Here is a 23599-nt window from a genome sequence, read left to right on the forward strand (position 1 = left end):
CCGCTCTGCTAACGCCCTCTCCCTGCGGCAGGGTTGGGGTGAGGGCGACCCTGCCCCGAATTCTTCAGTGGAAAAGGCCAGGCCGTTTTCCACGCCACGGAATACGCACCCGCGTAGGTTAGGTTGAGCACAGCACAGCCCAATCGGCATCGCCCCTGTCGGGCCTCGACGATGGAGCCGTCTCAACCCAGCCTATCGCGACACCGGGCCGCGAGCCGAAATACAACCTATGACCACCATTGAACCAGGCCAGGTGCGCCGTCGCCTGCAGCCCGGTAAACTGGCGGTTCACTAGAGTCCGGAGCGACCCATGTCGACATCCTTCGCCCAGATGCTGGAAAACATCACCCCCGATATCTACGAAGGCCTCAAGCTGGCCGTGGAGATCGGCAAGTGGCCGGACGGCCGCAAGCTCAGTCGCGACCAGGTCGAGCTCTGTCTGCAGGCGGTGATCGCCTACGAGGCCAAGCACCTGCCCGAAGACCAGCGGACCGGCTACATGGGTCCCCAGGAGTGCGCCTCCAAGTCGGTGCCCATCGAGAACATCCTGTTCAAGTCCGACGCCATCCACTGATTGTCCGCGCCTTACCCCGACGAGGTGCCCTTCGGCGACGAAGAGGCACCTCGCGTCTTTTAGAAACCGAGAAATTCCTACCGTGATGACCGAACTGGGCCGTGGCGCCCTGCGCAAGATGGCCGTGACCCTGGCCGACCCCGTCAACTACGCCTTTCGCCTCGATGAGCGCGAGGTGCCGGTCAATCCGATGATCGGCCGTCGCCTGCGCCTGGAATACCTGGGCGCCATCCACTGCACCCACTGCGGCCGCAAGACCCGCAAGAGCTTCAGCCAGGGCTACTGCTATCCCTGCTTCACCGCCCTGGCCCAGTGCGATAGCTGCATCGTCAGCCCCGAAAAGTGCCACTACGAGCATGGCACCTGTCGCCAGCCGGAGTGGGGCGAAGCCCATTGCATGGTGCCCCACGTCGTCTACCTGGCCAACTCCTCGGGCCTCAAGGTGGGCATCACCCGCGCCACCCAGCTGCCCACTCGCTGGATCGACCAGGGCGCCTACCAGGCGCTGCCGATCCTGAGGGTCGCCACGCGCCAGCAGTCCGGCCTGGTGGAAGACCTGCTGCGCAGCCAGGTGGGCGATCGCACCAACTGGCGCGCCATGCTCAAGGGCGTGGCCGCACCGGAAGACCTGGTGGCGGTGCGCGAGCGTATCTTCGACGCCTGCGCCCAGGGTCTGGACGATCTCCAGGGCCGCTTCGGCCTGCAGGCGATCCAGCCGGTGGTCGACATGGCGCCCATCGAGATCCATTATCCGGTGACGGTCTATCCCACCAAGGTGGTCAGCCACGACCTGGAAAAGACCCCCGTGGTGGAAGGCACGCTGCTGGGCATCAAGGGTCAATACCTGATGTTCGATACCGGCGTGATCAACATTCGCAAGTACACGGCCTATCAGCTGGCCGTGTCCGCCTCCGCAGCAGAGATGTAAGGACGTAAGCCATGCGCACCGACCAGCCCCAGACCATCTATCTCAAAGACTACCAGGCGCCCGAGTACCTCATCGAGGAGACCCGCCTCAGATTCGAGCTGCACGACGACCAGACCCTGGTGCATGCCGAATTGCGGCTGCAGCGCAATCCGGCCCGCGGCGCGAGCCTGCCGCCGCTGGTGCTGCATGGCGAGGAACTGGAGCTGCTGGCGGTGGCCCTGGACGACCAGGCCCTGGCCGCCGGCGACTATCAGGTCGAGGCGGGCAGCCTGACCCTGCAGCCCCAGGGCGAAGCCTTCGTGCTCAAGACCTCGGTGCGCATCCATCCGGAAAGCAACACCGCCCTGGAAGGCCTGTACGTCTCCGGCACCATGTTCTGCACCCAGTGCGAGGCCGAAGGCTTCCGCAAGATCACCTACTACCTGGATCGGCCGGACGTGATGAGCGTCTTCACCACCACGGTGGAAGCCGACAAGGCCAAGTACCCGATCCTGCTCTCCAACGGCAACCCGGTGGCCAGCGGCGAAGCCGAGGGCGGCCGTCACTGGGCCACCTGGGAAGATCCCTTCCCCAAGCCGGCCTACCTGTTCGCCCTGGTCGCCGGGGACCTCTGGTGCGTCGAAGACAGCTACCGCACCGGCAGTGGCCGCGACGTGGCCCTGCGCATCTACGTCGAACCGGAGAACATCGGCAAGCTGCAGCACGCCATGGACAGCCTGAAGAAGTCCATGCGCTGGGACGAGGAGGTCTATGGCCGCGAATACGATCTGGACATCTTCATGATCGTCGCGGTGAACGACTTCAACATGGGCGCCATGGAGAACAAGGGCCTCAACATCTTCAACTCCAGCGCCGTGCTGGCCAGCCCGCGCACCGCCACCGACGCCGCCCATCAGCGCGTCGAGGCCATCGTCGCCCACGAATACTTCCACAACTGGTCGGGCAATCGCGTGACCTGCCGCGACTGGTTCCAGCTGTCGCTCAAGGAAGGCTTCACCGTGTTCCGCGATGCCGGCTTCAGCTCCGACATGAATTCGCCCACGGTCAAGCGCATCGAGGACGTGGCCTTCCTGCGCACCAACCAGTTCGCCGAGGACGCCGGTCCCATGGCCCACCCGGTGCGCCCGGACCACTTCATCGAGATTTCCAACTTCTACACCCTGACGGTGTACGAGAAGGGCGCCGAGGTGGTGCGGATGCTGCACACCCTGCTGGGCGCCGAGGGCTTCCGCAAGGGCACCGATCTCTACTTCGAGCGCCACGACGGTCAGGCGGTGACCTGCGACGACTTCATCAAGGCCCTGGAAGACGCCAATGGCACCGACTTCAGCCAGTTCAAGCGCTGGTACAGCCAGTCCGGCACCCCGCGCCTGGCGGTCAGCGACAGCTATGACGCCGCGGCCCAGACCTATCGGCTGACCTTCAGCCAGAGCTGCCCGCCCACCCCGGGCCAGCCGACCAAGGAGCCCTTCGTGATCCCGGTCCAGCTCGGTCTGCTGGATGGCCAGGGGCGCGACCTGCCGCTGCGCCTGGAAGGCGAGGGCGCTGCCCAGGGCACCGACCGGGTGCTGTCGGTCACCCAGGCCGAGCAGACCTTTACCTTCGTCGACGTGCCCGAGCGGCCGCTGCCGTCGCTGCTGCGTGGCTTCTCCGCGCCGGTCAAGCTCAGCTTCCCCTACAGCCGTGAACAGCTGACCTTCCTCATGCAGCACGACAGCGACGGCTTCAACCGCTGGGACGCCGGCCAGCAGCTGGCCGTGCAGGTGCTGCAGGGCATGATCGCCGGTGAGCCGCTGGACACCCGGCTGGTGGAAGCCCTGCGCACCGTGGCGGCGGACGAGTCCCTCGACCCGGCCATGGTCGCCGAGATGCTCTCGCTGCCGTCCGAAGCCTATCTGGTGGAACTGTCCGAGCAGGCCGATCCCGGGGCCATCCACGGCGCCCGTCGTCAGGCGCGTCGGGCCATCGCCGAAGCCCTGCGCGACGTGCTCTGGCAGCGCTATCGCAGCGCCCGCGAGGCCTCGCGCACCACGCCCTACCAGGCCAGCGCCGACCATATCGCCCGCCGCAGTCTGCAGAACGCCGCGCTCGGCTATCTGATGCTGCTGGAAGAGCCGGAGGCGCGCGACGCCGCCCTGGAGCAATTCGACAACGCCGACAACATGACCGAGCGCCTGGCCGCCCTGAGCGCCCTGGTCAACTCCGGTTTCGAGCAGGAAAAGGCCGACGTCCTGGGGCGCTTCTTCGAGGAGTTCAAGAGCGATCCGCTGGTCATGGACACCTGGCTCAGCGTTCAGGCATCCAGCCCCCTGCCGGGCGGTCTGGCGCGCGTCCAGGCGCTGATGGAAAATCCGGTCTTCACCCTGAAGAACCCCAACAAGGTGCGGGCGCTGATCGGTGCCTTCGCCAACAGCAACCTGGTCAATTTCCACGCCGAGGACGGCAGCGGCTATCGCTTCCTGGCCGACCAGATCATCACCCTCAACCGCCTCAATCCGCAGATCGCCTCGCGGCTGCTGACGCCCCTGACCCGCTGGAAGAAGTACGGCCCGGCGCGTCAGGCGCTGATGCGCGCCGAGCTGGAGCGCATCCTGGCCAGCGGCGAGTTGTCCAGCGACGTCTACGAGGTGGTGAGCAAGAGCCTGGCGTAGGAGATCCGACTGGGCTGCTTGTTGGGCTTCGACGATAGAGCCGTCTCAATCCAACCTACCTCGTCCCGTAGGTTGGGTTGAGCGCAGCGAAGCCCAACATCCGCCCACCGTTGCAAAGCCTGACGCCCAGCGTCGGGCTTTTTTTCGCCCGGATTTTCCCGCGCGGCCCTAGCCTGTAGCGCCTCTGCCGGCCAGTGGAAAAACCGCGCACACCCCCGTGCCTGACAACTCGTCTCCGCTCTGGCGCCGCTTGGCTGATAGAAATGCTTTAGGCTGCCAGCTGTATTCAAATCAGCTGCAGAACGAGGCGCCGCCGCCGACAGGGTAGGCGAGAGGTCTCGACAGGCCTGGATCCAGTCACCGGAAGAGCACGGAGCGGCAGATGAGTCATGCACAGCTGATGGATTGGGGATTCGTCCTGATAACCCTGTGCAATATCCTGCTGATCGCCCTGGTGGTGTTTCTGCTGTGGCAGCGGTACGTCGCCAGCGACGCGGCTTCCAAGGCCGAGGGCGCTAACGAGGAGCAGGCGCCGGTCGCTCCCGAGGTGGTCGACAGCGCGCCTGCCGACGCTCCGCCGCCGCCACTTCCCGCCAGTCCCGCCCCGGCGGCGAACCGCAACGTCGACCTCTTCGACGAGGGTCCGGAAGAGGTGTACGACGCCAACTATCCCGAGTGGAAGAAAAGCGACGACCCCTATGTCGAGGAATTGCTGTCGCACCGCGAAGCCCTGGAGCTCAAGGTGGACAACATGGTCATGCGGCTGACACGGGCGCACAAGGTGGTAACCGGCCTGCGCGCGCAGAATCGCGAATTGCGCGCCTCCGAGGCCCAGGCCCAGCGACTGCAGGAGGAACTGACCCGGACCCAGACCAGCCTCGCCCAGATGCGTCAGGAGCGCGATGCCCTGCTGCTGCAGCTCCAGCCCGGCCGCAAGGCGGACGCAGCGCCACGCCAGCCCACCGACCCGGGCACGCCATCCCCGTCTTGAACCGCGGTATGCCCCCCGGATTCACCAGCCATCCCCTCAACCGGCGCATCCGTCGCGCTGTGCAGCGGGCGCAGCGGCGCGCGCCCTAGACTGGAAATTCTCAGCACCTTCAAGGACGATTCGATGAAACTGCTGCTCCTGCTGGCTGCCCTGGTCGCTCTCGGCCTGTTCGCGATCAGCCTCTACAACGCTCTGGTCACGGCGCGTAACGCCTACCGCAACGCCTTCGCCCAGATCGATGTCCAGCTCACCCGCCGGCACGATCTCATCCCCAATCTGGTGGAAGCGGTGAAGGGCTATCTGCAGCACGAGCGCGAAACGCTGCAGGCGGTGATGACGGCGCGCCAGCAGGCGCAGTCCGGCCTGCACCAGGCCAAGACCCGGCCGGAGGATCCCGTCGCCCTGCACGCCCTGGAGCAGGGCGAGCAGGGACTCGGCATCGCCCTCGGGCGGCTGTTCGCCGTGAGCGAGGCCTATCCGGAGCTCAAGGCCAACGACACGGTCCTGCAGCTGATGGAAGAGCTGAGCTCCACGGAAAATCGCCTGGCCTTCGCCCGTCAGGCCCATAACGATGCGGTGATGGACTACAACAATCGCTGCGAGACCTTTCCCGGATCGCTGCTCGCCCGTCGCTTCGGCTTTCGCCTGGCGCAGCCCCTGGCCTTGCCGGACGGGGCAGCCCGCCAGACCCCGCGCATCAGCCTGAGCTGAGCGCGTGCGCTTTCTCGACGACCAGGCCGCGGCGCGCCGGCGCACCCGGCTGTGTCTTGCCTTGCTAGCCCTGGTGGTGCTGCTCATGGCGCTGGCCAGCGCCGGCCTGGCCCTGGTGTTCCTGCCGCGGGAGGTGATCGACTACCTCGGTGGGCGTGGGGCGACGCTGGTCAAGACCGGCCTGGCATTCACCGGCATCATCGCCGGCACTTCCTTCTGGAAGGTGCGGCAACTGGCGCGCCAGGGTGGCGAGGCCGTGGTCAGGCGGCTGGGCGCCGTGCCACTGGATGATGAGGCAGACCCCCGTACCCGTCAGCTGCACAACGTAGTGGCGGAGATGGCCCTGGCCGCCGGCGTACCGGTGCCGCGGCTGTACCTGCTGCCGGACGAGCCGGCCATCAATGCCTTCATCAGCGGCTACGGACCGGCAGATGCCAGCCTGTGCCTGACCCGCGGCGCGCTCAAGCTCTTGAACAGGGACGAATTGCAGGGTGTCGTCGCCCATGAATTCAGTCATCTGCTCAACGGCGACATGCGCCTGAATCTGCGCCTGCTGGGCTGGCTGCATGGCATCAGCCTGATCGCCGACCTCGGACAGGAGCTCTTCTCGGATCGCACCTCGACCATCACCCGGGTCGATGGCAACCACCTGCTGGGCTGGTTGCTGGGCACCGTGCTGCTGGCGGTCGGCGGCTGCGGACTGTTCTTCGCCAACCTGATCCAGGCCGCGGCGGCGCGCTCACGCGAGCGTCTGGCGGATGCCTCCGCCGTGCAGTTCACCCGCCAGCCCCAGGGTCTGGCCAATGCCCTGAAGAAGATCGCCGCCCATCCGCTGCAGGGGCGGCTCTATCACCGTCGGGCGCGCAGCGTCGCGCACATGGTGCTGGGCGACTCGGGCGCCTCCTGGTTCGCCACCCATCCCCCGGTGCTGGAGCGCATCCAGCACCTGGAACCGGACTTCGACGAATGGCAGCTGGAGCGCCTCCGGGCGGAAGCCTTGCTGCCCATGGGCGTCGCCTATGTGGCAGGGGGTACGCCGCCCGCTTCGCCGCCGCCGACCGCCGTAGCGCTGCCGGTTGCACCGGCACTGGCCGATACGCCCCTGCGCACCCTTCCACCGGCCCTGCTCGAAGTGCTGCGCCAGCCGCAGCAGGCGGCGGAGCTGTTGCTGGCACTGGCCGGCACGCCGCCGGCAGCGGGCGGCGGGGAGGGCGCGCGCTGGGTGAACAGTCTGCATGCCTCTCTGCGGCTGCCGGTGGCGCAACTGACCTTTCCAGCCATCCGCCAACTGCCGCGGCCGGTCCTGCGCCAGCTGCTGATCGATCTCAAGGCAGGCTTCGCCGCTGCGCCGGACCTGGAGTTGTCCCGCTACTGCCTGGCGCAGGTCATCCAGCGTCAGCTGATCGCCAGCTTGGCGCCGGGTCGCCAACGGCTGTCGGGGCGGGGCAAGCTGGCGCAGGCCCGGACCGGGGTCCTTACCTTCTATGCGGTGGCCGCCGAACAGAGCCACGATGACGTCCAGGTCGCTCGTCGGGCCTTCCTGCTCGCCGTCGCCCGTACCTTTCCCGGTTTGCACTGTAGCTACGCGCCGCCGCGTCCCTGGCGTCCGGCGCTGGACGGCGCCCTGGCGCAGCTCGCCCAACTGAGCGTGGCGGCGCGCACCCTGGTACTGGAGGGCCTGCTCTGTCTCATCGAGGCGGACGAAAGGGTGCAAACCGCAGAGCTGGAGCTGCTGAGGCTCTATTGTACGGTCCTCGAATTGCCGTATCCCGCCCTGGACGAATACCTTTCACTCGCCGATGACAAGCTCTCGCAAAAAGGTTGCCGTTCGGCTGATACTGGCCAGGTGATATCTGCACTGTGATCCACACTGGCGCCCGCGGCGACAGCTCGCCGAGGGATAACGTGGCGTTCATAATTCAGGATGATGCATGAAGTTCCTCGTGGTAGACGACAGTCGAGCGGTCCAGACCATCATCAAGCGGATTCTGGCGAATACCGGTTACAGGGATATCGAATTGCGCGTGGCGTCCACCGGTGAGGAAGCCGTGGCGCTGCTGGAGAGTTGGACGCCCAACCTGGTGCTCACCGACTGGCACATGCCCGGCATGACCGGTCTGGAACTGCTCCAGGCGATCCGTCAGCGGGTGGGCGCCGACATCCACGTGGGTTTTGTCACCACCGAGTCGTCGGCGCGCAACATCGAGGCGGCCTACCGCAATGGCGCAGCCTTCGTGGTGACCAAGCCCTTCGCCCAGGAAACCCTGCAGCAGGCGGTGCTCACCGTGCTGCAGGATGGCGCCAGCGCCGAACAGGCCATTGAATCCTCCGGTCGCGAGAGCCTGCCGATCCCGACTCGTTTCAACCCTGATCCACAGCGCATCCGCCAGTTGCTCGGCCTCTCGTCCATCGTCTGCCAGATAGAGCCCATGGCGCCGATTCCGGTTGATCGGCTGGCCTTGCCCTATGTGATCGGCATCTATGGCCATCCGCAGAGCAAGGCACTGGAAGCCGTCTGCCTGCTGGACCTCAACGCGGCCTGCATTCTCGGTGGCTCCCTGGCCGGACTCGCGCCGGCAGCCATCCACAGCGCCATTGCCAGCGCGACCCTGAGCCGGGAAATCTACGAGAACGCCACCGCCTTCCTCGCCGACCTCAGCGGCATGATCTCCGCCGGCAAGGGTGGTGCGCCGCTGGTACTCAGCACCAGTCACTTGGTGCAGAAGCCCTTCGAGAAGCTCTACAGCCTCTGGCGGCAGAACAATGGTCGCGCCGATTTCAGCCTGTCCTTTCCCGGGCTGGGTGACGGCTTCATCGCCTTCCTGTTGAGCTAGGGGATGGCCGACTCGCGCTTCGTCGAATGGGGTTTCCTGCTGGTCACCCTGTCCAATGTCCTGCTCATCGCCCTGGTCCTGACCCTGCTCTGGCAGCGCCTCTTTCCACGCCCCGAGGCCGCGGTCGAGGACCCCGAGGTCCCTGCGGCGTCTGCGCCCGGCGCGCCGCTGCCGCTCACCAGTCAGGCCGAGACCGCGGCCAGCCTGATCGACGCGGCGCGGCAGGCGGATGTCGAGCCCCTGGGGCAGGCCATCAGCGACAGCCTGGATCTGGTAGGCCGCCTCGACGGGGTGGGCGGTGACGACTATCCGGACTGGAAGAAGACCAACCAGCCCTATATCGACGACCTGCTGTCCCATCGCGAGAGTCTGGAATTCAAGCTGGACGATCTCAAGTCCAAGCTGGACCGGGCGCACAAGCTGATCACCAACCTGCACGTGCAGAATCGCGAGATGCGCGGCGCGGAAGCCAAGCTGCAGCGCCTCAGTCTCGATCACGATCGGGTGCAGGGCACCCTGCTGGAAGTGCGCCGCGAGCGCGATCAGCTCAAGGTGAAGGTACAGCGACTCGGCGAAGAGCTGCTGCGGCTGCGGCAACAGCCCGCGGCGCCGGCTGCGGCGGGCGTGGCCGAGGTGGATGGGCGCCTGCAGGAGGAGCTGGAGACCCTGCGCGAAAGTCTCGAAGAGGAGCGGGCGAAGCTGTCGCGCACCCTGGTGGAAAAGGAGTTCATCGAGCAGGTGTTCATCGATACCGACGCCGTCACCGACAGCTATCAGGCCCTGCAACAGGAGCATGCCGCGCTGCAGGAGCAGCTGCAGGCGCTGCAGGCCCGGCTGGACGCCGCTCAGTCGCGGTAAAGGGCATCACGGATGGCGTCGGGGAAGGGGCCGCTCATGCCGGCGATCGCCGTGTTGGTGAGGATGACCACGCTCAGCTCGCGCGCCGGGTCGATGAACCAGGCATTGCCGTAGACGCCACCCCATTGCAGGGTGCCAGGCGTCTGCGGGGTCTTCGCCATCCGGGCATCGCGCAGCACCGCCGCGCCCAGGCTAAAGCCCCAGCCCGGGGCGTCGTCGCGCTGCAGCTCAGGGATCTGGTCTTCCATGAACAGGCGCTGGCTGGCCGGTTGGAGCAGCCGCCCCTGGCGGAGCGCCTCGAGAAAGGCAAGATAGTCGCCCGCGCTGCCCTGCATGCCACCGCCGCCCGAGGCGAAGGCCTGCGCCGAAAGGGCGCGTGCCGGCGAATAGAGAATGCCGCCCTTGGGCATGGGTAGCAGATAGGGCTCGCTCATGGGTTCGGGGCGCGGATAGCCGTCGCGATAGGCTGTGGCCAGGCGCCCGGCGTCGCTGACGTGGAAGCTCAGGTCGTGCAGACCCAGCGGTGCGGCCACCTCCCGCTGGACGACCGCCGGCAGGGGCTGCCCGGTGGCGGCCGCCAGCACGCCGCCCATCACGTCCAGCCCAAGGGAGTAGCGCCACTGGGTGCCCGGCTGGAAGTCCAGCGGCACCCCCGCCAGGCGTCGGAGGTTTTCTTCCAGGGTGAGGGAGGCATCATCCAGGCCGTCGGATACCCCGGCACGGTGATAGGGACCGTGCTGGTCTTCGCCGAAACCATAGTGCAGGCCGGCGGTGTGGCTGAGCAGCTGCGCCAGGGTCGGCGTGGCCGGAGTGCCATCGGCCAGAGCCGGGGTGAAGTAGGGCAGGTAGCGACTGACCGGCGCCTGCAGATCCAGGCGGCCCTGGTCCGCCAGCCGCAAGGCGGTCACGGCCACCAGCGGCTTGGTCAGGGAGGCGAAGCGAAACAGCTGGTCTTCCTGCATCGGCCGCCGGGCTTCGCGATCGGCGAAACCGGCGGCGCGCCGATACACCACCCGGCCCTGGTGGGCGACCATGACCACGGTGCCGACGATGCGCTGCTGGGCGATGGCCTGTTCCAGGATCGGATCGAGGCGGGCGGCGAGGGCCGCGTCCTCGGCCTGGGCAAGGGGGGTACTCAGGCCGAGGCCGAGTGCGCTGGCGAGCAGTAGGGAAGACATCTGGTTTAAGCTCCTGGCGAATCGCCGGCGGCTGGACCGGCCAAAGGAGGAATCCTCGCATGATTCGTGACATTTTGAAGATGGGCGATCCCCGCCTGCTGCGGGTGGCACCGCCGGTGGCGGCCGAGCGCTTCGGTTCGGCCGAGCTGCAGGGGCTGATCCAGGACATGTTCGACACCATGGCCGCCGCGGGTGGCGTGGGCCTCGCGGCGCCGCAGATCGGCGAAGACCTGCAACTGATGGTCTTCGGCTTCGAGCGCAATGTCCGCTATTCCGAGGCGGCGCCGGTGCCCCTGCAGGTGCTGATCAATCCGCGGATCGAGGTGCTGGACGCCAGCGAGGAGCTGGGCTGGGAAGGCTGCCTGTCGATCCCGGGGTTGCGCGGCGAGGTGCCACGGCCGCGGCGGATCCGCTATCGGGGCGTGGATGGCGACGGTCGTCCGGTGGACCAGGAGGCCGAAGGCTTCCATGCACGGGTGGTGCTGCACGAATACGATCACCTGATCGGGCGACTCTATCCCTCGCGCATCCTGGATTTCGCCCGCTTCGGCTTCACCAAGGTACTGTTTCCCGAGTTGACCGCGGCCGCGCAGCGCTAGGCGCCGGCGGCCTCCAGCTGCGCCCTGACGGCCGCCGCCAACTGGGCGAAGGGCACCGCGCCATCCAGGGCGCGAGCCTCTTCGACGGGCGCCCCGGCGGAGCGCAGCAGCAGCGTCGGTACCGCGGTGATGCCCAGGGCTTCGGCGCGATCCTCGGCGTGCAGCACGACATCGGTATGGTCGCCCCGGGCCAGGCTGGCTCTCAACGCCTCGCTGTCCAGACCGCTGTGACGCGCCAGGTCGAGCAGCACCTCCAGCTCGCCGATATCCCGACCCTCTTCGAAAAAGGCTTGGAAGACCGCCAGGTGGAAGGCGTCGAAGCGATCCTGCTCGCGGGCGAATTCCGCCGCCTCCAGCGCCAGGCGACTGCGGGGTTGCACGGGCGGCAGCCGCAACACCATGCCGTATTCCGCCGCCATGGGATAGACGGCGCGATCCCAGGTCCGGCGCAGGTAGTCACCGGCCGGATCGAGGGTGGGCGTGGGCTCGGGACGCAATTCGAAGGCATGCCACTCGATGGCCAGCTGGTCGCCGAATTCTTCCTGCAGACGCGCCAGCTGGGGCAGCTCCAGGTAGCAGAAGGGACAGACGTAATCGCTCCAGACATCCAGACGAACGCGCGGGGTGGCGGTCATGGCAGTGCTCCGGAAGGGCATGGTGTCTGTCGGACCGCACCCGAAAGCGGATGTTCGGTGAACGTGCCGATATCCACGGCCGATAGGACCTCCAAGTACGGGTTGCGAGCCGGAGGTTGGCAGCCAGCAACCGACGTCCTCTTCATATCCGGAAACGGAATGGCCACCGGCCAATTGCGTGAAATGGGTGGCGATCCGCGCTCTAGACGCTTGCCTTGAACCTGTCCCCGACCCCAGGTTCCTATGGCTGCATCCTTTCTTTCACGCGCTAAGGACTATCACCTTGGGTTTTTTCGAACGCAAACTGACATTCCTTCGGCAAACCTTCAGCTACGTCGGCTGGTCGGTTTTCTGGCTGCTGCTGTGGGACATCGCCGTCACCGTCGACTACATGATCTTCGTCGACCAACGGGCGCAGCTGCCCAACATCCCCCTGACCCTGATCGGCTCGGCGCTGATCGTGCTGACCAGCTTTCGCAACACCAGTGCCTATCAGCGCTGGTGGGAAGCGCGCACCCTCTGGGGCGGCATGGTCAACAGCTCGCGCAGCTTCGCCCGGCAGGCGCTGACGCTCATCGACGATGGCGACGAGCATTTCAACGCCATCAAGACGGTACTCATCGAGCGCCATCTCGCCTACGTCCGCTGCCTGGCCTGCCAGCTCAGCGGCGACCCGCTGCCCAAGGAAGTCCGCACCTACCTGGGCAAGGAGGAGTGGGCGATGCGCAAGGAGACCAACAACTTCGCCAACGCCATCCTAAGCGGCTCTTCCAGCCTGATCGCCCTGGAGTACCGCGCCGGTCGCCTGGACAGCATCCGCCTGGAGCGCCTGGAAGCCACCTTCGTCGACATGTCCAACTGGCAGGGCGGCATGGAGCGCATCGCCAACACGCCCTTGCCCTATCCCTATGTCAACTTCCCGCGGTTGTTCGTCTTCCTGTTCTGCGTGCTGATGCCCATCGGCCTGGTGGAAAGCCTGGAGTGGTACACGCCGCTGGCCTCCACCGTGGTGGGCTTCATGTTCCTGGCGCTGGAAAAGGTCGGGACCGATCTGCAGAGTCCCTTCCAGCGCAGTCGGCACCAGATCACCATGGGCACCATCTGCAATACCATCGAAGGCAACCTGCGCACCATGCTGCGCGATGCCCGCGGGGGTTACGCCTCGGTCAGCGAGATCGTGCGGGATTCGCGGTTGAGCTCGCCGGAGAAGGATTCCGTCTGAGCGGCGCCCGGTGGCTGGCCATCGCCAGCCCCGGGCATGGGCCTTACTTGAAGTCCCACTGCATCTGCGCCGGGATGCTGATGTCGCGCGAGGAATGCACGCAGACATCCAGGTAGTCGGTGAAGCGCGGCGGGGCGGCGATGCCTTCGTCCAGCAGACGCTGGTTGTCGAACAGGTAGTTCAGATCGGCGAAGCCGCCGTACAGCTTGAGCGCCCGCAGCACCAGCCGCGGATTCGCCGGGCCGATGCGTTCGTTGAAGTCGGCCGCCAGTTCCTTGAGATCGGCGCTGTCCACCTGGCGATAGCGCTCGCCCACCGGGGCATCGCCCATGGCGCCGGCATAGGCCTCGTCGATTTCACCAAAGGTGCAGGCGCCGGCATTGCCCGCCGAGATGTGATACAGGCTGTAGTTCAGCTTCGGCTTGAGGGCCAGTTCCACCAGGGCTTCGGCGCAGTAGTCAACCGGAATGACATCGATCTGCTCGTCGAGGCCACAGGTGAAGCGCTCCAGGGCGAAACCCATGCGGAACACCCAGAAGATGCTGCCTGACGCCTTGCAGCCCGAACGACGGTGACCCACCACGATGGAGGGGCGTGCCACCACCAGCGGCAGCAGCGGCAACTCGTTGCGCAGCTTGAGTTCGATGGCCGCCTTGGAGGCGGTGTAGTCCACCAGTTGCTGCTCCGGCTCGGGGAAGTCCCAGGTCTCGGCGACCGGTGACTGGCGCTGCGGACCGCAGGCCATGGCGGTGCTGACGTGCAGGAAGCGCTTCAGCCGCCGCGACTGGGCGCAGGCCTCGGCCAGGGCGAAGGTGCCTTCGACGTTGACTGGCCAGATCTTCGGATTGCGCGAGAAGGAGGCGACCGCCGCGCAGTTGATGACCTCGTCCAGCGTCTGCAGGAGCGGCTTGGCGGCGTCGATCCAGTGGGTGTCCAGCAGGTCGCCACAGAGGATCTGTTCGGGCCTGAGCAGGGCGGCCAGGCGCTCGTCGACGTCATGCACGCGCAGATTCTGCAGCAGGCGCTCCAGGCCTTCTGCGGGAGTCGCGGCCCGGACCAGGAATCTCAGCCCTTCGACATGGCCCAGCTCCAGCAGGCGCAGGGTGACGGCGCCGCCGAGAAAGCCGGTGGCGCCGGTGACGAGGATACGGCGCGGCGCGGCGGTGAATTGGATGGAAGAGACGGGAAGCGACATGGCGGAGGCCCTGGTTGGCGGAACGTGGGCGTACCTTAAGGGTCGACGCTGAAGGATTTATTAAGGCCGGGGAACCCCTCCAGGCTGGCGTCTTTCTAGATGCCCAGCGTAACGACCGATAACCGCCTGGAGACCCCCATGGAACTTCCCGTTCACGATCTGACGACCCTCTTCGAACAACTGGGCCTGGACTCCGATCCGGCTGCCATCGACGACTTCATCGCCAGTCATTCGCCACTGCCCGATGAGGTCAAGGTGTCCGAGGCCGACTTCTGGTCGCCGGCGCAAAAGGCCTTTCTCAAGGACGAAATCATGGGCGACGCCGACTGGGCGCCGATCGTCGACGAGCTGAACGTCCGTCTGCATAGTCATGACTAATGCTGTAGGGCTGGAGGTCTCCAGCCCTGCCACACCTCTCGTGTCCGGAGATTTGCCATGAACGCCGTCCATGCCCAGCAGCAGCCCAACGATCCGCCCGTCGCCGATGACGAGGGCGAGGTCAGCGAAGAGCAACTCGACGAATCCGTCGAGGAAACCTTTCCCGCGAGCGATCCCATCTCGCCCTGATGGATTCTTGGCGCCGTTTCGACGGCGCTGTTCCTACCCCTGATCCGGCTTTCCTGCACTTTCGTCGTGCCGTTTTCCTCCGCTGACCAGCCTTTCCCGCCGCGGCTGCTAAGGTAATCGCGTCGCGCACGCATCGCGACCGGGGTCGCGCAGGCGATCCGATGGATCGTTCAACGCAGGGAATCCCATGATCAAGACCTTTTTCGCCACCCTGGCCGGCTCGCTTATCGCTTTGGCCATGCCCTTCGCCGTGGCCGAACCCATTGTCATCAAGTTCGCCCATGTGGTGACGGACGACACGCCCAAGGGGCGCGGTGCCCTGCAGTTGCAGAAGCTGGTGCAGGAACGCCTGGCGGGCAAGGTCAAGATCGAGGTCTATCCCAACTCCAGCCTGGTGGGCGATGCCGACGAACTGGAGGCGCTGCGCAGCAACAGGGTCCAGCTGCTGGCACCCTCGGTCTCCAAGCTCAATGCCCTGGCCAAGCCGCTCAAGGTCTACGATCTGCCCTTCCTGTTCGATAATATCGAGGCGGTCAAGCGCTTTCAGCGCCGCGACAAGAGTCGCGAACTGCTGGGCAGCCTGGTCCCCCATGGCATCACCGGGCTGGCCTATTGGAACAACGGTGGCCGGCAACTCTCGGCCACCCGGGAAATCCACGTTCCGGCCGACCTCAAGGGCCTGACCTTCCGCGTCGAGTCCTCCGATGTGCTGGCGGCCTACTACCAGCAGCTCGGCGCCCAGGCGGTCAAGCTGCCCTTCGCCCAGGTCTACGACGCCCTGCGTACCGGCAAGGTCCAGGGCGCGGAAAATCCCTGGTCGAACCTGCTGGGGCAGAAGATCAATACCGTGCAGCCCTACATCGTCGAGGACAACCACAGCTTCCTAACCTACATGCTCATCACCAACACCACCTTCTGGAACGGGCTGCCCTTCGAAATCCGCAGCGAGCTGGAGGCCATCCTCGACGAGGTGTCCCAGTCGGTGAATCGCGATGCCGAAGCCATCAACGCCAAGGCACGCGAGCGGGTGGTGGCGGCCAATACCAGCAAGATCCTGGTGCCGACGGCTGCCGAGCGCGAGGCCTGGCGCGCGGCGGTGGCGCCCCTGATCAAGGGGTACGAAAGCGAAGTGGGCAGCGATGTCCTGCGCGCCGCCGAGGCGGCCAATCGGCGCTGAGATTGCACGGGCGTCCACCCCGGATTTGCGGCAAACTGGCACGGCGTCATCCCGACAACAAGAGGAATAGCCGTGCAGCACGCGGTCATCAGCGGTAGTGGGCTCTATACGCCGCCCGAAAGCATTTCCAACGACGAGCTGGTTGCGTCCTTCAACCAGTGGGCAGGCCAGTGGAATGCCGAGCATGCCGACGCCATCGCCCAGGGCAGCCTGGCGCCCCAGCCTGAATCCAGCGCCGCCTTTATCGAGAAGGCCTCCGGCATCCGCAGCCGCCATGTGGTCGACAAGGCCGGCATCCTCGATCCGGCGCGCATGGTGCCGCGTATCCCCGAGCGTTCCAACGACGAGCCCTCGATCCTCTGCGAGATGGGTGTCGCCGCGGCACGCGAGGCCCTGGAACGGGCCGGAAGGACGGCCGCCGACATCGACGGCGTCATCGTCGCCTGTTCCAACCTGCAGCGGCCCTATCCGGCGGTGGCCATCGAGGTCCAGGCCGCGCTGGGTATCCAGGGCTACGGCTTCGACATGAACGTCGCCTGCTCCTCGGCGACCTTCGGCCTGCAGACCGCGGCCAACGCCGTGCAGCTGGGCCAGGCGCGGGCGGTACTGGTGATCGATCCGGAGATCTGCACCGGTCACCTGAATTTCCGCGACCGCGACAGCCATTTCATCTTTGGCGATGCGGCCACCGCCCTGGTGGTGGAGCGTGCCGACCAGGCGACCTCGGCGCACCGCTTCGAGATCCTTGGTACCCGGTTGTTCACCCAGTTCTCCAACAACATCCGCAACAACTTCGGCTTCCTCAACCGCGCGGCGGAGGAGGGCATGACCCACCCGGACAAGCTGTTCGTCCAGGAAGGGCGCAAGGTGTTCAAGGAGGTCTGCCCCCTGGTGGCCGAGCTGATCGGAAATCACCTGGCCGAACTGGACATCCCCGTCGAGCGGGTCTCGCGCTTCTGGCTGCACCAGGCCAACCTGGCGATGAATCAGCTCATCGTCAAACGCCTGCTGGGTCGCGAACCCGAGCCCAACGAGGCGCCGGTCATTCTCGACACCTACGGCAACACCAGCTCGGCCGGTTCGGTCATCGCGCTGCACCTGCACCACGAGGATCTGGCCAGCGGCAGCCTGGGCGTGCTCAGCTCCTTTGGCGCGGGCTATTCCATCGGCAGCGTGGTGTTGCGCAAGGTCTGATCGACGGCAGGAGTCTTCCCGGGATGACCGTTGTCGGACCTGGGAAGACCTCTTGAAATAGGAAGACCCCGTGCCGCCAGGAAGCCTGCTCCAAGTGCAACTGCATCAGCTGCGCCCCACCCAGCCCGCGATCGGCCACGACCAGGTGCTGTACAAGCTCGGCAAGTACGCCTGCGACCGGCGCAAGCTGTTCGACGACTACTGCGAAGCCAACGGCCAGCACCTGAGTGGTGGCTTCCAGCCGAGCACCAGTCTGCGCTCGGCCGGCGACGCCCTCGGGGTACGGCCGCCGGGTAGCTGTCCGGATGAAATGAAGACCGTCGTCATAGGTCCGGGGCGGCAGCTCTATCTCACCGACGGCCACCACACCTTTTCCGCCTTCTGGGAGCACCCCGGTGGCGGCCCCGAGACCCCGGTGTGGGTCAGGGTCACCGACGATTTCAGCGACGCCGCGACCATGGCCGACTTCTGGATCCGCCTGCTCGACGAGCGCAAGGCCTGGCTCAAGGATCCCCAGGGCCGGCCCATCCTGCCCGAGCAGCTGCCGCCGACCCTGGGCCTCTCCGCCATGGCCGACGACCCCTACCGCGCGCTGGTCTATTTCACCCGCCAGATCGGCTACGACAAGCCGCGGACCCCGGATGGCCGGGTATTGCCGTCGGAATTCCTCGAGTTCTACTGGGCCGAGTGGCTGCGCATGCTGCTGCCGCTGCGGGACTACGATCTCGACGATCGCAAGAGCTACGCCAAGGCGGTGGAGCAGGCCGCCAGGCTGATGGTGGCCAACCCGGGCATGCTGATCGGCAGCTCGGGCCGTACGGCGCTGGAAATGGGGGCCTATCGCGCCCTGGACAAGAAGGTCCTGCGCAAGCTCTCCTCCAGCGATGGCAAGTTCACCTACCTGCTGGCCGCCCGCGCCCAGCGTGCGGCCCTGTCCCGGGCGATCTAGTCGGTTTCCGGCTTAAGTGTCTGTTACTAGCAGGTTTTTTTCTAATTGGTGTTGACAGGGGAGGCCGGGCCTCTTAACATGCGCCCCGTCCTGACCGACGGGGCTATAGCTCAGCTGGGAGAGCGCTTGCATGGCATGCAAGAGGTCGACGGTTCGATCCCGTCTAGCTCCACCAAATTTCGATTTCGCCTTCGGGGGGAATCGGTAGAAGGTTTCGTCCCCTTCGTCTAGTGGCCTAGGACACCGCCCTTTCACGGCGGTAACAGGGGTTCGAGTCCCCTAGGGGACGCCATATCAGTCACGTATCCCAGACGTGGCGAACGTTGTACGCGGGGCTATAGCTCAGCTGGGAGAGCGCTTGCATGGCATGCAAGAGGTCGACGGTTCGATCCCGTCTAGCTCCACCAAATTCGCGGTCCGCAAGGATTGCACCAGGGTAACGTCCCCTTCGTCTAGTGGCCTAGGACACCGCCCTTTCACGGCGGTAACAGGGGTTCGAGTCCCCTAGGGGACGCCACACTCGAAAGAAACCGCCTCACGGCGGTTTTTTTTCGTCCGCACGAAAGCCAGCCGCCAGAGTCTTTCACAGGAGCCGTCCGGCTACTGTGTTAGATCTGTAGGCCGAGTCCAAGCAAGGGGAGTGGGATGATCGTCGAGTATCTCTACAGCCTGGCCCAGGTGCCTGCCGCCCAGTGGAACGCGCTGCTGGCGGACGACCAGCCCTTTCTGCGCCATGAATTCCTCGCCACCCTGGAAGACAGTGGCAGCCTCGGGCAGGGGACCGGCTGGCAACCGGCGCACCAGATCCTCAGGGATGAACAGGGGCAGCTGCGGGCCGCCATGCCGGCCTATCTCAAGATGCATTCCTATGGCGAATACGTCTTCGACTGGGCCTGGGCCGATGCCTGCCGCCGCGCCGGGATCGACTACTACCCCAAGCTGCTGGCCGCGGTGCCCTTCTCACCGGTACAGGGCGCGCGCCTGCTGGGCGATCCCGCCGCCTGCGCGACCCTGCTGGACGCTACCACCGGCAGCCTGGCCGGCCTGGAGCTCTCCAGCCTGCACGTCAACTTCACAGATCCCAAGGCCGATGCGCTGCTCGAGGATCGGGAGGGCTGGCTGGCGCGGCTTGGCTGCCAGTTCCACTGGCACAACCGCGGCTATGGCGACTACGGCGATTTCCTCGCCGCCCTGACCTCGCGCAAGCGCAAGCAGCTGCGCAAGGAGCGCGACCAGGTCGCGGGCCTGGGGGTGAGCTTCGAATGGCGCCAGGGCGGAGAGTTGAGCGAAGCGGAGTGGGATTTCGTCTATGCCTGCTACGCCAACACCTACGAGGTGCGCGGCCAGGATCCCTATCTGACCCGTGCCTTCTTCAGTCTGCTGGCGGAGCGGCTGCCTGCGGCGATCCGGGTGGTGCTGGTCCGCCAGGGCAGCCGGCCGGTGGCCATGGCCTTCTATCTCAAGGACGGCGACACCCTCTATGGCCGCTACTGGGGCTGCCTGCAGGAATTCGATCAGCTGCATTTCGAGACCTGTTTCTACCAGGGGATCGAATACGCCATCGCCGAGGGGCTGCAGCGCTTCGATGCCGGCGCCCAGGGCGAACACAAGCTGATTCGTGGCTTCGAGCCGACCCTGACCCGTTCCTGGCACTACCTGGTGCATCCGGGCCTGAGAGCGGCGGTGGCGGAGTTTCTCGAGCAGGAGCGCGACGGCGTCCAGGCCTATGCGCGGCGGGCTGCCGAGGCCTTGCCCTATCGCCAGGAGGACGGCGCGGCGCCATGCTGAACTACCTCTGGTTCCTGCTGGCGGCGCTGTTCGAGATCGCCGGCTGCTATGCCTTCTGGCTCTGGCTGCGGCTGGATCGCAGTCCCTGGTGGATAGCGCCGGGACTCGCCAGCCTGGTGCTCTTCGCCCTGTTGCTGACCCGTATCGAGGCGGCCTACGCCGGACGCGCCTATGCGGCCTACGGCGGCATCTATGTGGTGGCTTCGCTGGGCTGGCTGGCGCTGGTCGAGCGTACCCGACCGACCTGGACGGATCTGGCTGGTGGTCTGCTCTGCGTGGCCGGGGCCCTGGTGATCCTGCTGGCGCCGCGTGGCAGCGCCTGACAGGCGCGAGAGGCGCTAGTCGTCCAGCAGTTCGGGCGGCACGTCGCGGCGCAGCACCAGCTGGCAGAGGGCGCTGTCCGGATCGAAGAGGATCACGGCTTCGCCGGTTTCCAGGGCGCGGCGCGCACGCTGGGTCCGGGTCGCCAGGGGCGTTTCGTCACCGTTGTCGGTACCGTCGCGGGTGACGAAGTCTTCCAGCAGGTTGTCGAGGGTGGCGGCAGCGAGCTGGTCGTGGGGGATGATCATCGAGAGGTGCCTGGAAAAAGGCGCCCAGGATACCCCAGGCGCGTTGATCGAACGCTATTTGCTGCCGTCGCCGACGACCTCCTCCAGCGGCGGCAGGTGCGTCTGGTTGTCCATCTGGGTGTCTTCCGGCAGCAACTGGTGACCGAAGCGGTCGAGGGAGCTGTCGGCCGGCTGGGCATCGCTGTCGAACACCGGCGGGCTGAGCATGTAGCCGGTCAGCAGCTGGCTGAGCGCCGCCAGGCTGACGATATGGGTGCGCTCGTAGCCGTGGGTGGCGTCGCAGCCAAAGGCCAGCAGGGCTACCCGCACGTCCTGGCCGGAACTGATCGCCGAATGGGCGTCGCTGTAGTAGTAGCGGAACAGGTCGCGGCGCACCGGGATGTCGTTGCGTTGCGCCAGGCGCAGCAGGTGCCGCGACAGGTGATAGTCGTAGGGGCCGGCGGAATCCTGCATGGCCACGCTGACGCGGTGCTCGTCGGAGCGCTGGCCGGGCGCCACGGGGGCGATGTCGATACCGACGAATTCGCTGACGTCCCAGGGCAGGGCACCGGCGGCGCCCGAGCCCACCTCTTCGGTGATGGTGAACAGCGGGTGGCAGTCGATCGGCGGGGTCTGACCGCTTTCCTTGAGCATCTTCAGGGCGGTGAGCAGGGCGGCGACGCCGGCCTTGTCGTCCAGATGGCGCGAACTGATGTAGCCGCTGTCGGTGAATTCCGGAAGCGGATCGAAGGCGACGAAGTCGCCGATCTGCACGCCCAGCTGCTCGGTCTCGTGGCGGCTCTTGGTCACGGCATCAAGGCGCAGCTCGATGTGGTCCCAGGTCACCGGCATCTTGTCGATCTCGGTGTTGAAGGCGTGGCCGGAGGCGAGCAGCGGCAGAACGCTGCCCCTCAGGGTGCCGTCATCGGTGAACAGGCTGACGCGGCTGCCTTCGGCGAAACGGCTGGACCAGTGGCCCACGGCTGCCAGACCCAGGCGGCCGTTGTCCTTGATCTCGCGGACGATGGCGCCAATGGTGTCCAGGTGCGCGGAGACCGCCCGGTCCGGACTCTCCTTGTGGCCCTTGATGGTGGCGCGGATAGTGCCGCGACGGGTCAGCTCGAAGGGGATGTCCAGTTCGTTGAGCCGTTCGGCGACATACATGACGATGGTGTCGGTGAAACCCGTGGGACTGGGGATCGCCAGCATGTCCAGCAGGACCTTGCGCAGGTAATCCAGATCGGGCTCGGGCAAGCGATTCATAGCGGAACCTCCCGGGACAGCGGGAACAGCAGGTCGATGAAGCGTTCGGCGGTGGGACGCGGTTCGTGATTGGCCAGGCCCGGCCGCTCGTTGGCTTCGATGATGACGTAGTCGGGCGCATCGGCGGCGGGCACCAGCAGGTCCATGCCGGTGACCGGAATGTCCAGCGCCCGGGCCGCCTGGACGGCGGCGTCGGCCAGCACCGGATGGAGGATATCGGTGACATCTTCCAGAATGCCGCCGGTGTGCAGGTTGGCGGTCTTGCGCACGGCCAGGTGGGTGCCGGTCGGCAGGACGCTGTCCCACTCGTAGCCGGCGCTGCGGATGGCACGTTCGGTTTCCTCGTCCACCGGGATGCGCGACTCGCCGCCGGTGGCGGCCTGGCGCCGGCGACTCTGGGCTTCGATCAGGTCCCTGACGCTGTGCTGGCCATCGCCGACGATCTCCGCCGGACGGCGAATGGCGGCGGCCACCACCTCGTGGCCGATGACCACCACGCGCAGGTCGAGACCCTGGTGGAAGCTTTCCAGCAGCACCCGATCGTCATACCGGCGCGCGGCCTGGATGGCCGCGGCGAGGTGCTCGGCGTCGCGGATGTCCACCGCCACCCCCTTGCCCTGTTCGCCGTTGATCGGCTTCACCACCAGGGCGCCGTACTTCTCCAGAAAGGCGGCGTTGTCGTCGTCGCCGCCCGCCAGTTGCTGCTCCGGCACCCGCAGCCCGGCCCGGGCCAGGGTACGGCTGGTCAGCACCTTGTCGGCGCACAGGGTCATGGTCACCGCGGAGGTGAGGTCGGTCAGGGACTCGCGGCAGCGGATGCGCCGGTTGCCCTGGATCAGGGTGAAGAGACCGCCCTCGGCGTCATCCACCTGCACCTCGATGCCGCGCCTCAGGGCTTCGTCGACGATGATGCGCGCATAGGGATTGAGCTCGGCCGCCGGCCCCGGACCGAGGAACAGCGTCTGGTTGATGCCGTTCTTGCATTTGATCGCGAAGGTCTGCAGCGGCCGGAAGCCCAGTTTGTCGTAGAGCCGCTTGGCCTGCAGGTTGTCATGCAGCACCGACAGGTCGAGAAAGGCCAGGCCACGACTGGCGTAGTGTTCGATCAGATGGCGCACCAGCGCCTCGCCGACGCCGGGTCTGCTGCAGTCCGGGGAGACCGCCAGGCACCAGAGCGAAGAGCCGCCATCCGGGTCCTGGAAGGCCTTGACGTGATTGAGCCCCATCACCGAGCCGATGATGGCGCCGCTGTCGTCGTCCTGCGCCAGCCAGTACACCGGGCCACCCTTGTGCCGCGGGGTCAGTCGCTCGGTGTCGACGGGCAGCATGTGACGCTGCTGGTAGAGGCGGTTTATCTCGCTCCAGTCCTGGGCGGAGCAGGCCCGGCGGATGCGAAAGCCACGATAGATCCGTCGGGCGGGACGATAGTCGCTGAACCAGATCCGCAGGGTGTCGCTGGGGTCGAGAAACAGCTGTTGCGGTGCCTGGGCCAGCACCTGGTGGGGCGCGGCCACATAGAGGGCAATGTCGCGCTCGCCAGGCGTTTCGGTGAGCAGTTCCTTGGCCAGGCTGGCGGGGTCGGGATAGGTATGGCCGATGAGCAGCCGGCCCCAGCCGCAATGCAGGGAGAGCGGCTGGCAGGTCGGCTGATCGCCTTCCGCCAGGCGCGCCTGCAGCCGTTCGTAGGAGGGCGTCTGGGCGCGTTGGAGGCGCTGGTTGTAGCTGGTCGCTTTCATG

The 23599-nt window shown here is 66.3% G+C and carries 23 protein-coding genes and 4 tRNA genes; 21 read left to right on the plus strand and 6 right to left on the minus strand.

Translation table 11 applies throughout. The features are described from left to right. Positions 1–310 precede the first annotated feature (310 nt). The 8 genes from DBY63_RS10815 to DBY63_RS10850 all read left to right on the plus strand — a co-directional run bounded on the left by DBY63_RS10815 (position 311) and on the right by DBY63_RS10850 (position 9547). Positions 311–574 carry a DUF1315 family protein gene (locus DBY63_RS10815; protein WP_007162881.1) on the plus strand — a complete coding sequence of 88 codons (264 nt, stop codon included), beginning with the start codon at positions 311–313 and terminating at the stop codon, positions 572–574. 85 nt (positions 575–659) lie between these two features. Then, the gene (locus tag DBY63_RS10820) at positions 660–1502 is read left to right on the plus strand and encodes a DUF2797 domain-containing protein (RefSeq protein WP_108581924.1); all 843 of its coding nucleotides are present in this window, start codon (positions 660–662) and stop codon (positions 1500–1502) included. A gap of 11 nt (positions 1503–1513) precedes the next feature. Beyond that, positions 1514–4153: an aminopeptidase N gene (gene pepN, locus DBY63_RS10825; protein WP_108581925.1), complete on the plus strand. Its 2640-nt coding sequence runs from the start codon at positions 1514–1516 to the stop codon at positions 4151–4153. A gap of 382 nt (positions 4154–4535) precedes the next feature. Further along, the gene (locus tag DBY63_RS10830) at positions 4536–5144 is read left to right on the plus strand and encodes a hypothetical protein (protein ID WP_108581926.1); all 609 of its coding nucleotides are present in this window, start codon (positions 4536–4538) and stop codon (positions 5142–5144) included. 123 nt (positions 5145–5267) lie between these two features. After that, on the plus strand, positions 5268–5855 hold the full coding sequence (locus DBY63_RS10835) for a LemA family protein (protein ID WP_108581927.1): 588 nt from the start codon (positions 5268–5270) through the stop codon (positions 5853–5855). Between the two features lie 4 nt (positions 5856–5859). Beyond that, positions 5860–7719, plus strand: a complete 1860-nt coding sequence (locus tag DBY63_RS10840; RefSeq protein ID WP_108581928.1) for a M48 family metallopeptidase — start codon at positions 5860–5862, stop codon at positions 7717–7719. Positions 7720–7786: 67 nt separating this feature from the next. Continuing rightward, on the plus strand, positions 7787–8689 hold the full coding sequence (locus DBY63_RS10845; protein ID WP_027597590.1) for a response regulator: 903 nt from the start codon (positions 7787–7789) through the stop codon (positions 8687–8689). Positions 8690–8692: 3 nt separating this feature from the next. Further along, positions 8693–9547 (plus strand): hypothetical protein, encoded by an 855-nt coding sequence (locus DBY63_RS10850; protein WP_052382647.1) that lies wholly within the window; start codon positions 8693–8695, stop codon positions 9545–9547. On the opposite strand, the gene DBY63_RS10855 is transcribed toward DBY63_RS10850, so the two are convergent. Continuing rightward, complete coding sequence (locus DBY63_RS10855) at positions 9535–10725, minus strand: serine hydrolase domain-containing protein (protein WP_042135503.1); 1191 nt, start codon at positions 10723–10725, stop codon at positions 9535–9537. The two genes, DBY63_RS10850 and DBY63_RS10855, sit on opposite strands and share 13 nt — an antisense overlap. Positions 10726–10784: 59 nt before the next feature. On the opposite strand from DBY63_RS10855, the gene def reads away from it, so the two are divergent. Continuing rightward, complete coding sequence (gene def, locus DBY63_RS10860; protein ID WP_108581929.1) at positions 10785–11324, plus strand: peptide deformylase; 540 nt, start codon at positions 10785–10787, stop codon at positions 11322–11324. Here def and DBY63_RS10865 read toward each other — a convergent pair. Continuing rightward, entirely contained in the window at positions 11321–11959 is a 639-nt protein-coding gene (locus tag DBY63_RS10865; RefSeq protein WP_108581930.1) for a DsbA family oxidoreductase, read from the minus strand. The two genes, def and DBY63_RS10865, sit on opposite strands and share 4 nt — an antisense overlap. A 283-nt stretch (positions 11960–12242) precedes the next feature. Between DBY63_RS10865 and DBY63_RS10870 the strand changes: the two genes are divergently transcribed. Further along, complete coding sequence (locus DBY63_RS10870) at positions 12243–13181, plus strand: bestrophin family ion channel (protein ID WP_027597594.1); 939 nt, start codon at positions 12243–12245, stop codon at positions 13179–13181. Positions 13182–13224: 43 nt separating this feature from the next. Here the strand turns inward: DBY63_RS10870 and cprA are convergent, their stop codons facing one another. Further along, positions 13225–14376 carry a cationic peptide resistance protein CprA gene (gene cprA / locus DBY63_RS10875; RefSeq protein ID WP_037007239.1) on the minus strand — a complete coding sequence of 384 codons (1152 nt, stop codon included), beginning with the start codon at positions 14374–14376 and terminating at the stop codon, positions 13225–13227. A 138-nt stretch (positions 14377–14514) separates the two neighbouring features. Here cprA and DBY63_RS10880 point away from each other — a divergent pair, with 138 nt between their 5' ends. The 11 genes from DBY63_RS10880 to DBY63_RS10925 all read left to right on the plus strand — a co-directional run bounded on the left by DBY63_RS10880 (position 14515) and on the right by DBY63_RS10925 (position 20374). Further along, positions 14515–14754 (plus strand): DUF2789 domain-containing protein, encoded by a 240-nt coding sequence (locus DBY63_RS10880; RefSeq protein WP_007162892.1) that lies wholly within the window; start codon positions 14515–14517, stop codon positions 14752–14754. 57 nt (positions 14755–14811) lie between these two features. Further along, on the plus strand, positions 14812–14943 hold the full coding sequence (locus DBY63_RS25225; RefSeq protein WP_256594381.1) for a hypothetical protein: 132 nt from the start codon (positions 14812–14814) through the stop codon (positions 14941–14943). Between the two features lie 187 nt (positions 14944–15130). Continuing rightward, positions 15131–16120, plus strand: a complete 990-nt coding sequence (locus DBY63_RS10885) for a DctP family TRAP transporter solute-binding subunit (RefSeq protein ID WP_044341371.1) — start codon at positions 15131–15133, stop codon at positions 16118–16120. A 72-nt stretch (positions 16121–16192) separates the two neighbouring features. After that, complete coding sequence (locus tag DBY63_RS10890; RefSeq protein WP_007162895.1) at positions 16193–17314, plus strand: beta-ketoacyl-ACP synthase III; 1122 nt, start codon at positions 16193–16195, stop codon at positions 17312–17314. Between the two features lie 94 nt (positions 17315–17408). After that, positions 17409–18263 carry a ParB/Srx family N-terminal domain-containing protein gene (locus tag DBY63_RS10895; protein WP_256594382.1) on the plus strand — a complete coding sequence of 285 codons (855 nt, stop codon included), beginning with the start codon at positions 17409–17411 and terminating at the stop codon, positions 18261–18263. A gap of 99 nt (positions 18264–18362) precedes the next feature. Beyond that, positions 18363–18438: transfer RNA gene (locus DBY63_RS10900), tRNA-Ala, on the plus strand. Positions 18439–18479: 41 nt separating this feature from the next. After that, positions 18480–18555, plus strand: a tRNA-Glu gene (locus DBY63_RS10905). Positions 18556–18594: 39 nt separating this feature from the next. Then, positions 18595–18670, plus strand: a tRNA-Ala gene (locus tag DBY63_RS10910). A 34-nt stretch (positions 18671–18704) separates the two neighbouring features. Further along, positions 18705–18780 (plus strand) — tRNA-Glu (locus DBY63_RS10915). Positions 18781–18908: 128 nt separating this feature from the next. After that, on the plus strand, positions 18909–20051 hold the full coding sequence (locus DBY63_RS10920; protein WP_044341370.1) for a GNAT family N-acetyltransferase: 1143 nt from the start codon (positions 18909–18911) through the stop codon (positions 20049–20051). Continuing rightward, positions 20045–20374, plus strand: coding sequence for a YnfA family protein (locus DBY63_RS10925; protein ID WP_007162734.1), 330 nt, complete (start codon positions 20045–20047; stop codon positions 20372–20374). Before DBY63_RS10920 ends, DBY63_RS10925 begins: the two co-directional genes overlap by 7 nt. A gap of 15 nt (positions 20375–20389) precedes the next feature. Here DBY63_RS10925 and DBY63_RS10930 read toward each other — a convergent pair whose 3' ends face one another. From DBY63_RS10930 to ngg, 3 genes are read right to left on the minus strand one after another with little or no spacing between them, the layout of a single operon-like run. After that, the gene (locus DBY63_RS10930; protein WP_007162735.1) at positions 20390–20620 is read right to left on the minus strand and encodes a YheU family protein; all 231 of its coding nucleotides are present in this window, start codon (positions 20618–20620) and stop codon (positions 20390–20392) included. 54 nt (positions 20621–20674) lie between these two features. Continuing rightward, on the minus strand, positions 20675–21862 hold the full coding sequence (locus tag DBY63_RS10935; protein WP_027597600.1) for an osmoprotectant NAGGN system M42 family peptidase: 1188 nt from the start codon (positions 21860–21862) through the stop codon (positions 20675–20677). Next, positions 21859–23598 (minus strand): N-acetylglutaminylglutamine synthetase, encoded by a 1740-nt coding sequence (gene ngg, locus DBY63_RS10940; protein ID WP_108581932.1) that lies wholly within the window; start codon positions 23596–23598, stop codon positions 21859–21861. Before ngg ends, DBY63_RS10935 begins: the two co-directional genes overlap by 4 nt. Position 23599: the final 1 nt, after the last annotated feature.

Source organism: Pseudomonas sp. RIT411 (assembly GCF_003057735.2).
In the GTDB taxonomy this organism is placed as follows: Bacteria; Pseudomonadota; Gammaproteobacteria; order Pseudomonadales; family Pseudomonadaceae; genus Chryseomonas; species Chryseomonas oryzihabitans.

Excerpts from the sequence above, each read along its gene's own strand:
- DBY63_RS10830 (WP_108581926.1), top strand. The coding sequence starts at position 4,536 with ATGAGTCATGCACAGCTGATGGATTGGGGATTCGTCCTGATAACCCTG.
- DBY63_RS10820 (WP_108581924.1), top strand. The coding sequence starts at position 660 with ATGACCGAACTGGGCCGTGGCGCCCTGCGCAAGATGGCCGTGACCCTG.
- DBY63_RS10920 (WP_044341370.1), top strand. The coding sequence starts at position 18,909 with ATGATCGTCGAGTATCTCTACAGCCTGGCCCAGGTGCCTGCCGCCCAG.
- pepN (WP_108581925.1), top strand. The coding sequence starts at position 1,514 with ATGCGCACCGACCAGCCCCAGACCATCTATCTCAAAGACTACCAGGCG.
- DBY63_RS25225 (WP_256594381.1), top strand. The coding sequence starts at position 14,812 with ATGAACGCCGTCCATGCCCAGCAGCAGCCCAACGATCCGCCCGTCGCC.
- DBY63_RS10835 (WP_108581927.1), top strand. The coding sequence starts at position 5,268 with ATGAAACTGCTGCTCCTGCTGGCTGCCCTGGTCGCTCTCGGCCTGTTC.
- ngg (WP_108581932.1), bottom strand. The coding sequence starts at position 23,598 with ATGAAAGCGACCAGCTACAACCAGCGCCTCCAACGCGCCCAGACGCCC.
- DBY63_RS10845 (WP_027597590.1), top strand. The coding sequence starts at position 7,787 with ATGAAGTTCCTCGTGGTAGACGACAGTCGAGCGGTCCAGACCATCATC.
- def (WP_108581929.1), top strand. The coding sequence starts at position 10,785 with ATGATTCGTGACATTTTGAAGATGGGCGATCCCCGCCTGCTGCGGGTG.
- DBY63_RS10925 (WP_007162734.1), top strand. The coding sequence starts at position 20,045 with ATGCTGAACTACCTCTGGTTCCTGCTGGCGGCGCTGTTCGAGATCGCC.
- DBY63_RS10815 (WP_007162881.1), top strand. The coding sequence starts at position 311 with ATGTCGACATCCTTCGCCCAGATGCTGGAAAACATCACCCCCGATATC.
- DBY63_RS10855 (WP_042135503.1), bottom strand. The coding sequence starts at position 10,725 with ATGTCTTCCCTACTGCTCGCCAGCGCACTCGGCCTCGGCCTGAGTACC.
- DBY63_RS10850 (WP_052382647.1), top strand. The coding sequence starts at position 8,693 with ATGGCCGACTCGCGCTTCGTCGAATGGGGTTTCCTGCTGGTCACCCTG.
- DBY63_RS10935 (WP_027597600.1), bottom strand. The coding sequence starts at position 21,862 with ATGAATCGCTTGCCCGAGCCCGATCTGGATTACCTGCGCAAGGTCCTG.
- DBY63_RS10880 (WP_007162892.1), top strand. The coding sequence starts at position 14,515 with ATGGAACTTCCCGTTCACGATCTGACGACCCTCTTCGAACAACTGGGC.
- DBY63_RS10930 (WP_007162735.1), bottom strand. The coding sequence starts at position 20,620 with ATGATCATCCCCCACGACCAGCTCGCTGCCGCCACCCTCGACAACCTG.
- DBY63_RS10865 (WP_108581930.1), bottom strand. The coding sequence starts at position 11,959 with ATGACCGCCACCCCGCGCGTTCGTCTGGATGTCTGGAGCGATTACGTC.
- cprA (WP_037007239.1), bottom strand. The coding sequence starts at position 14,376 with ATGTCGCTTCCCGTCTCTTCCATCCAATTCACCGCCGCGCCGCGCCGT.
- DBY63_RS10885 (WP_044341371.1), top strand. The coding sequence starts at position 15,131 with ATGATCAAGACCTTTTTCGCCACCCTGGCCGGCTCGCTTATCGCTTTG.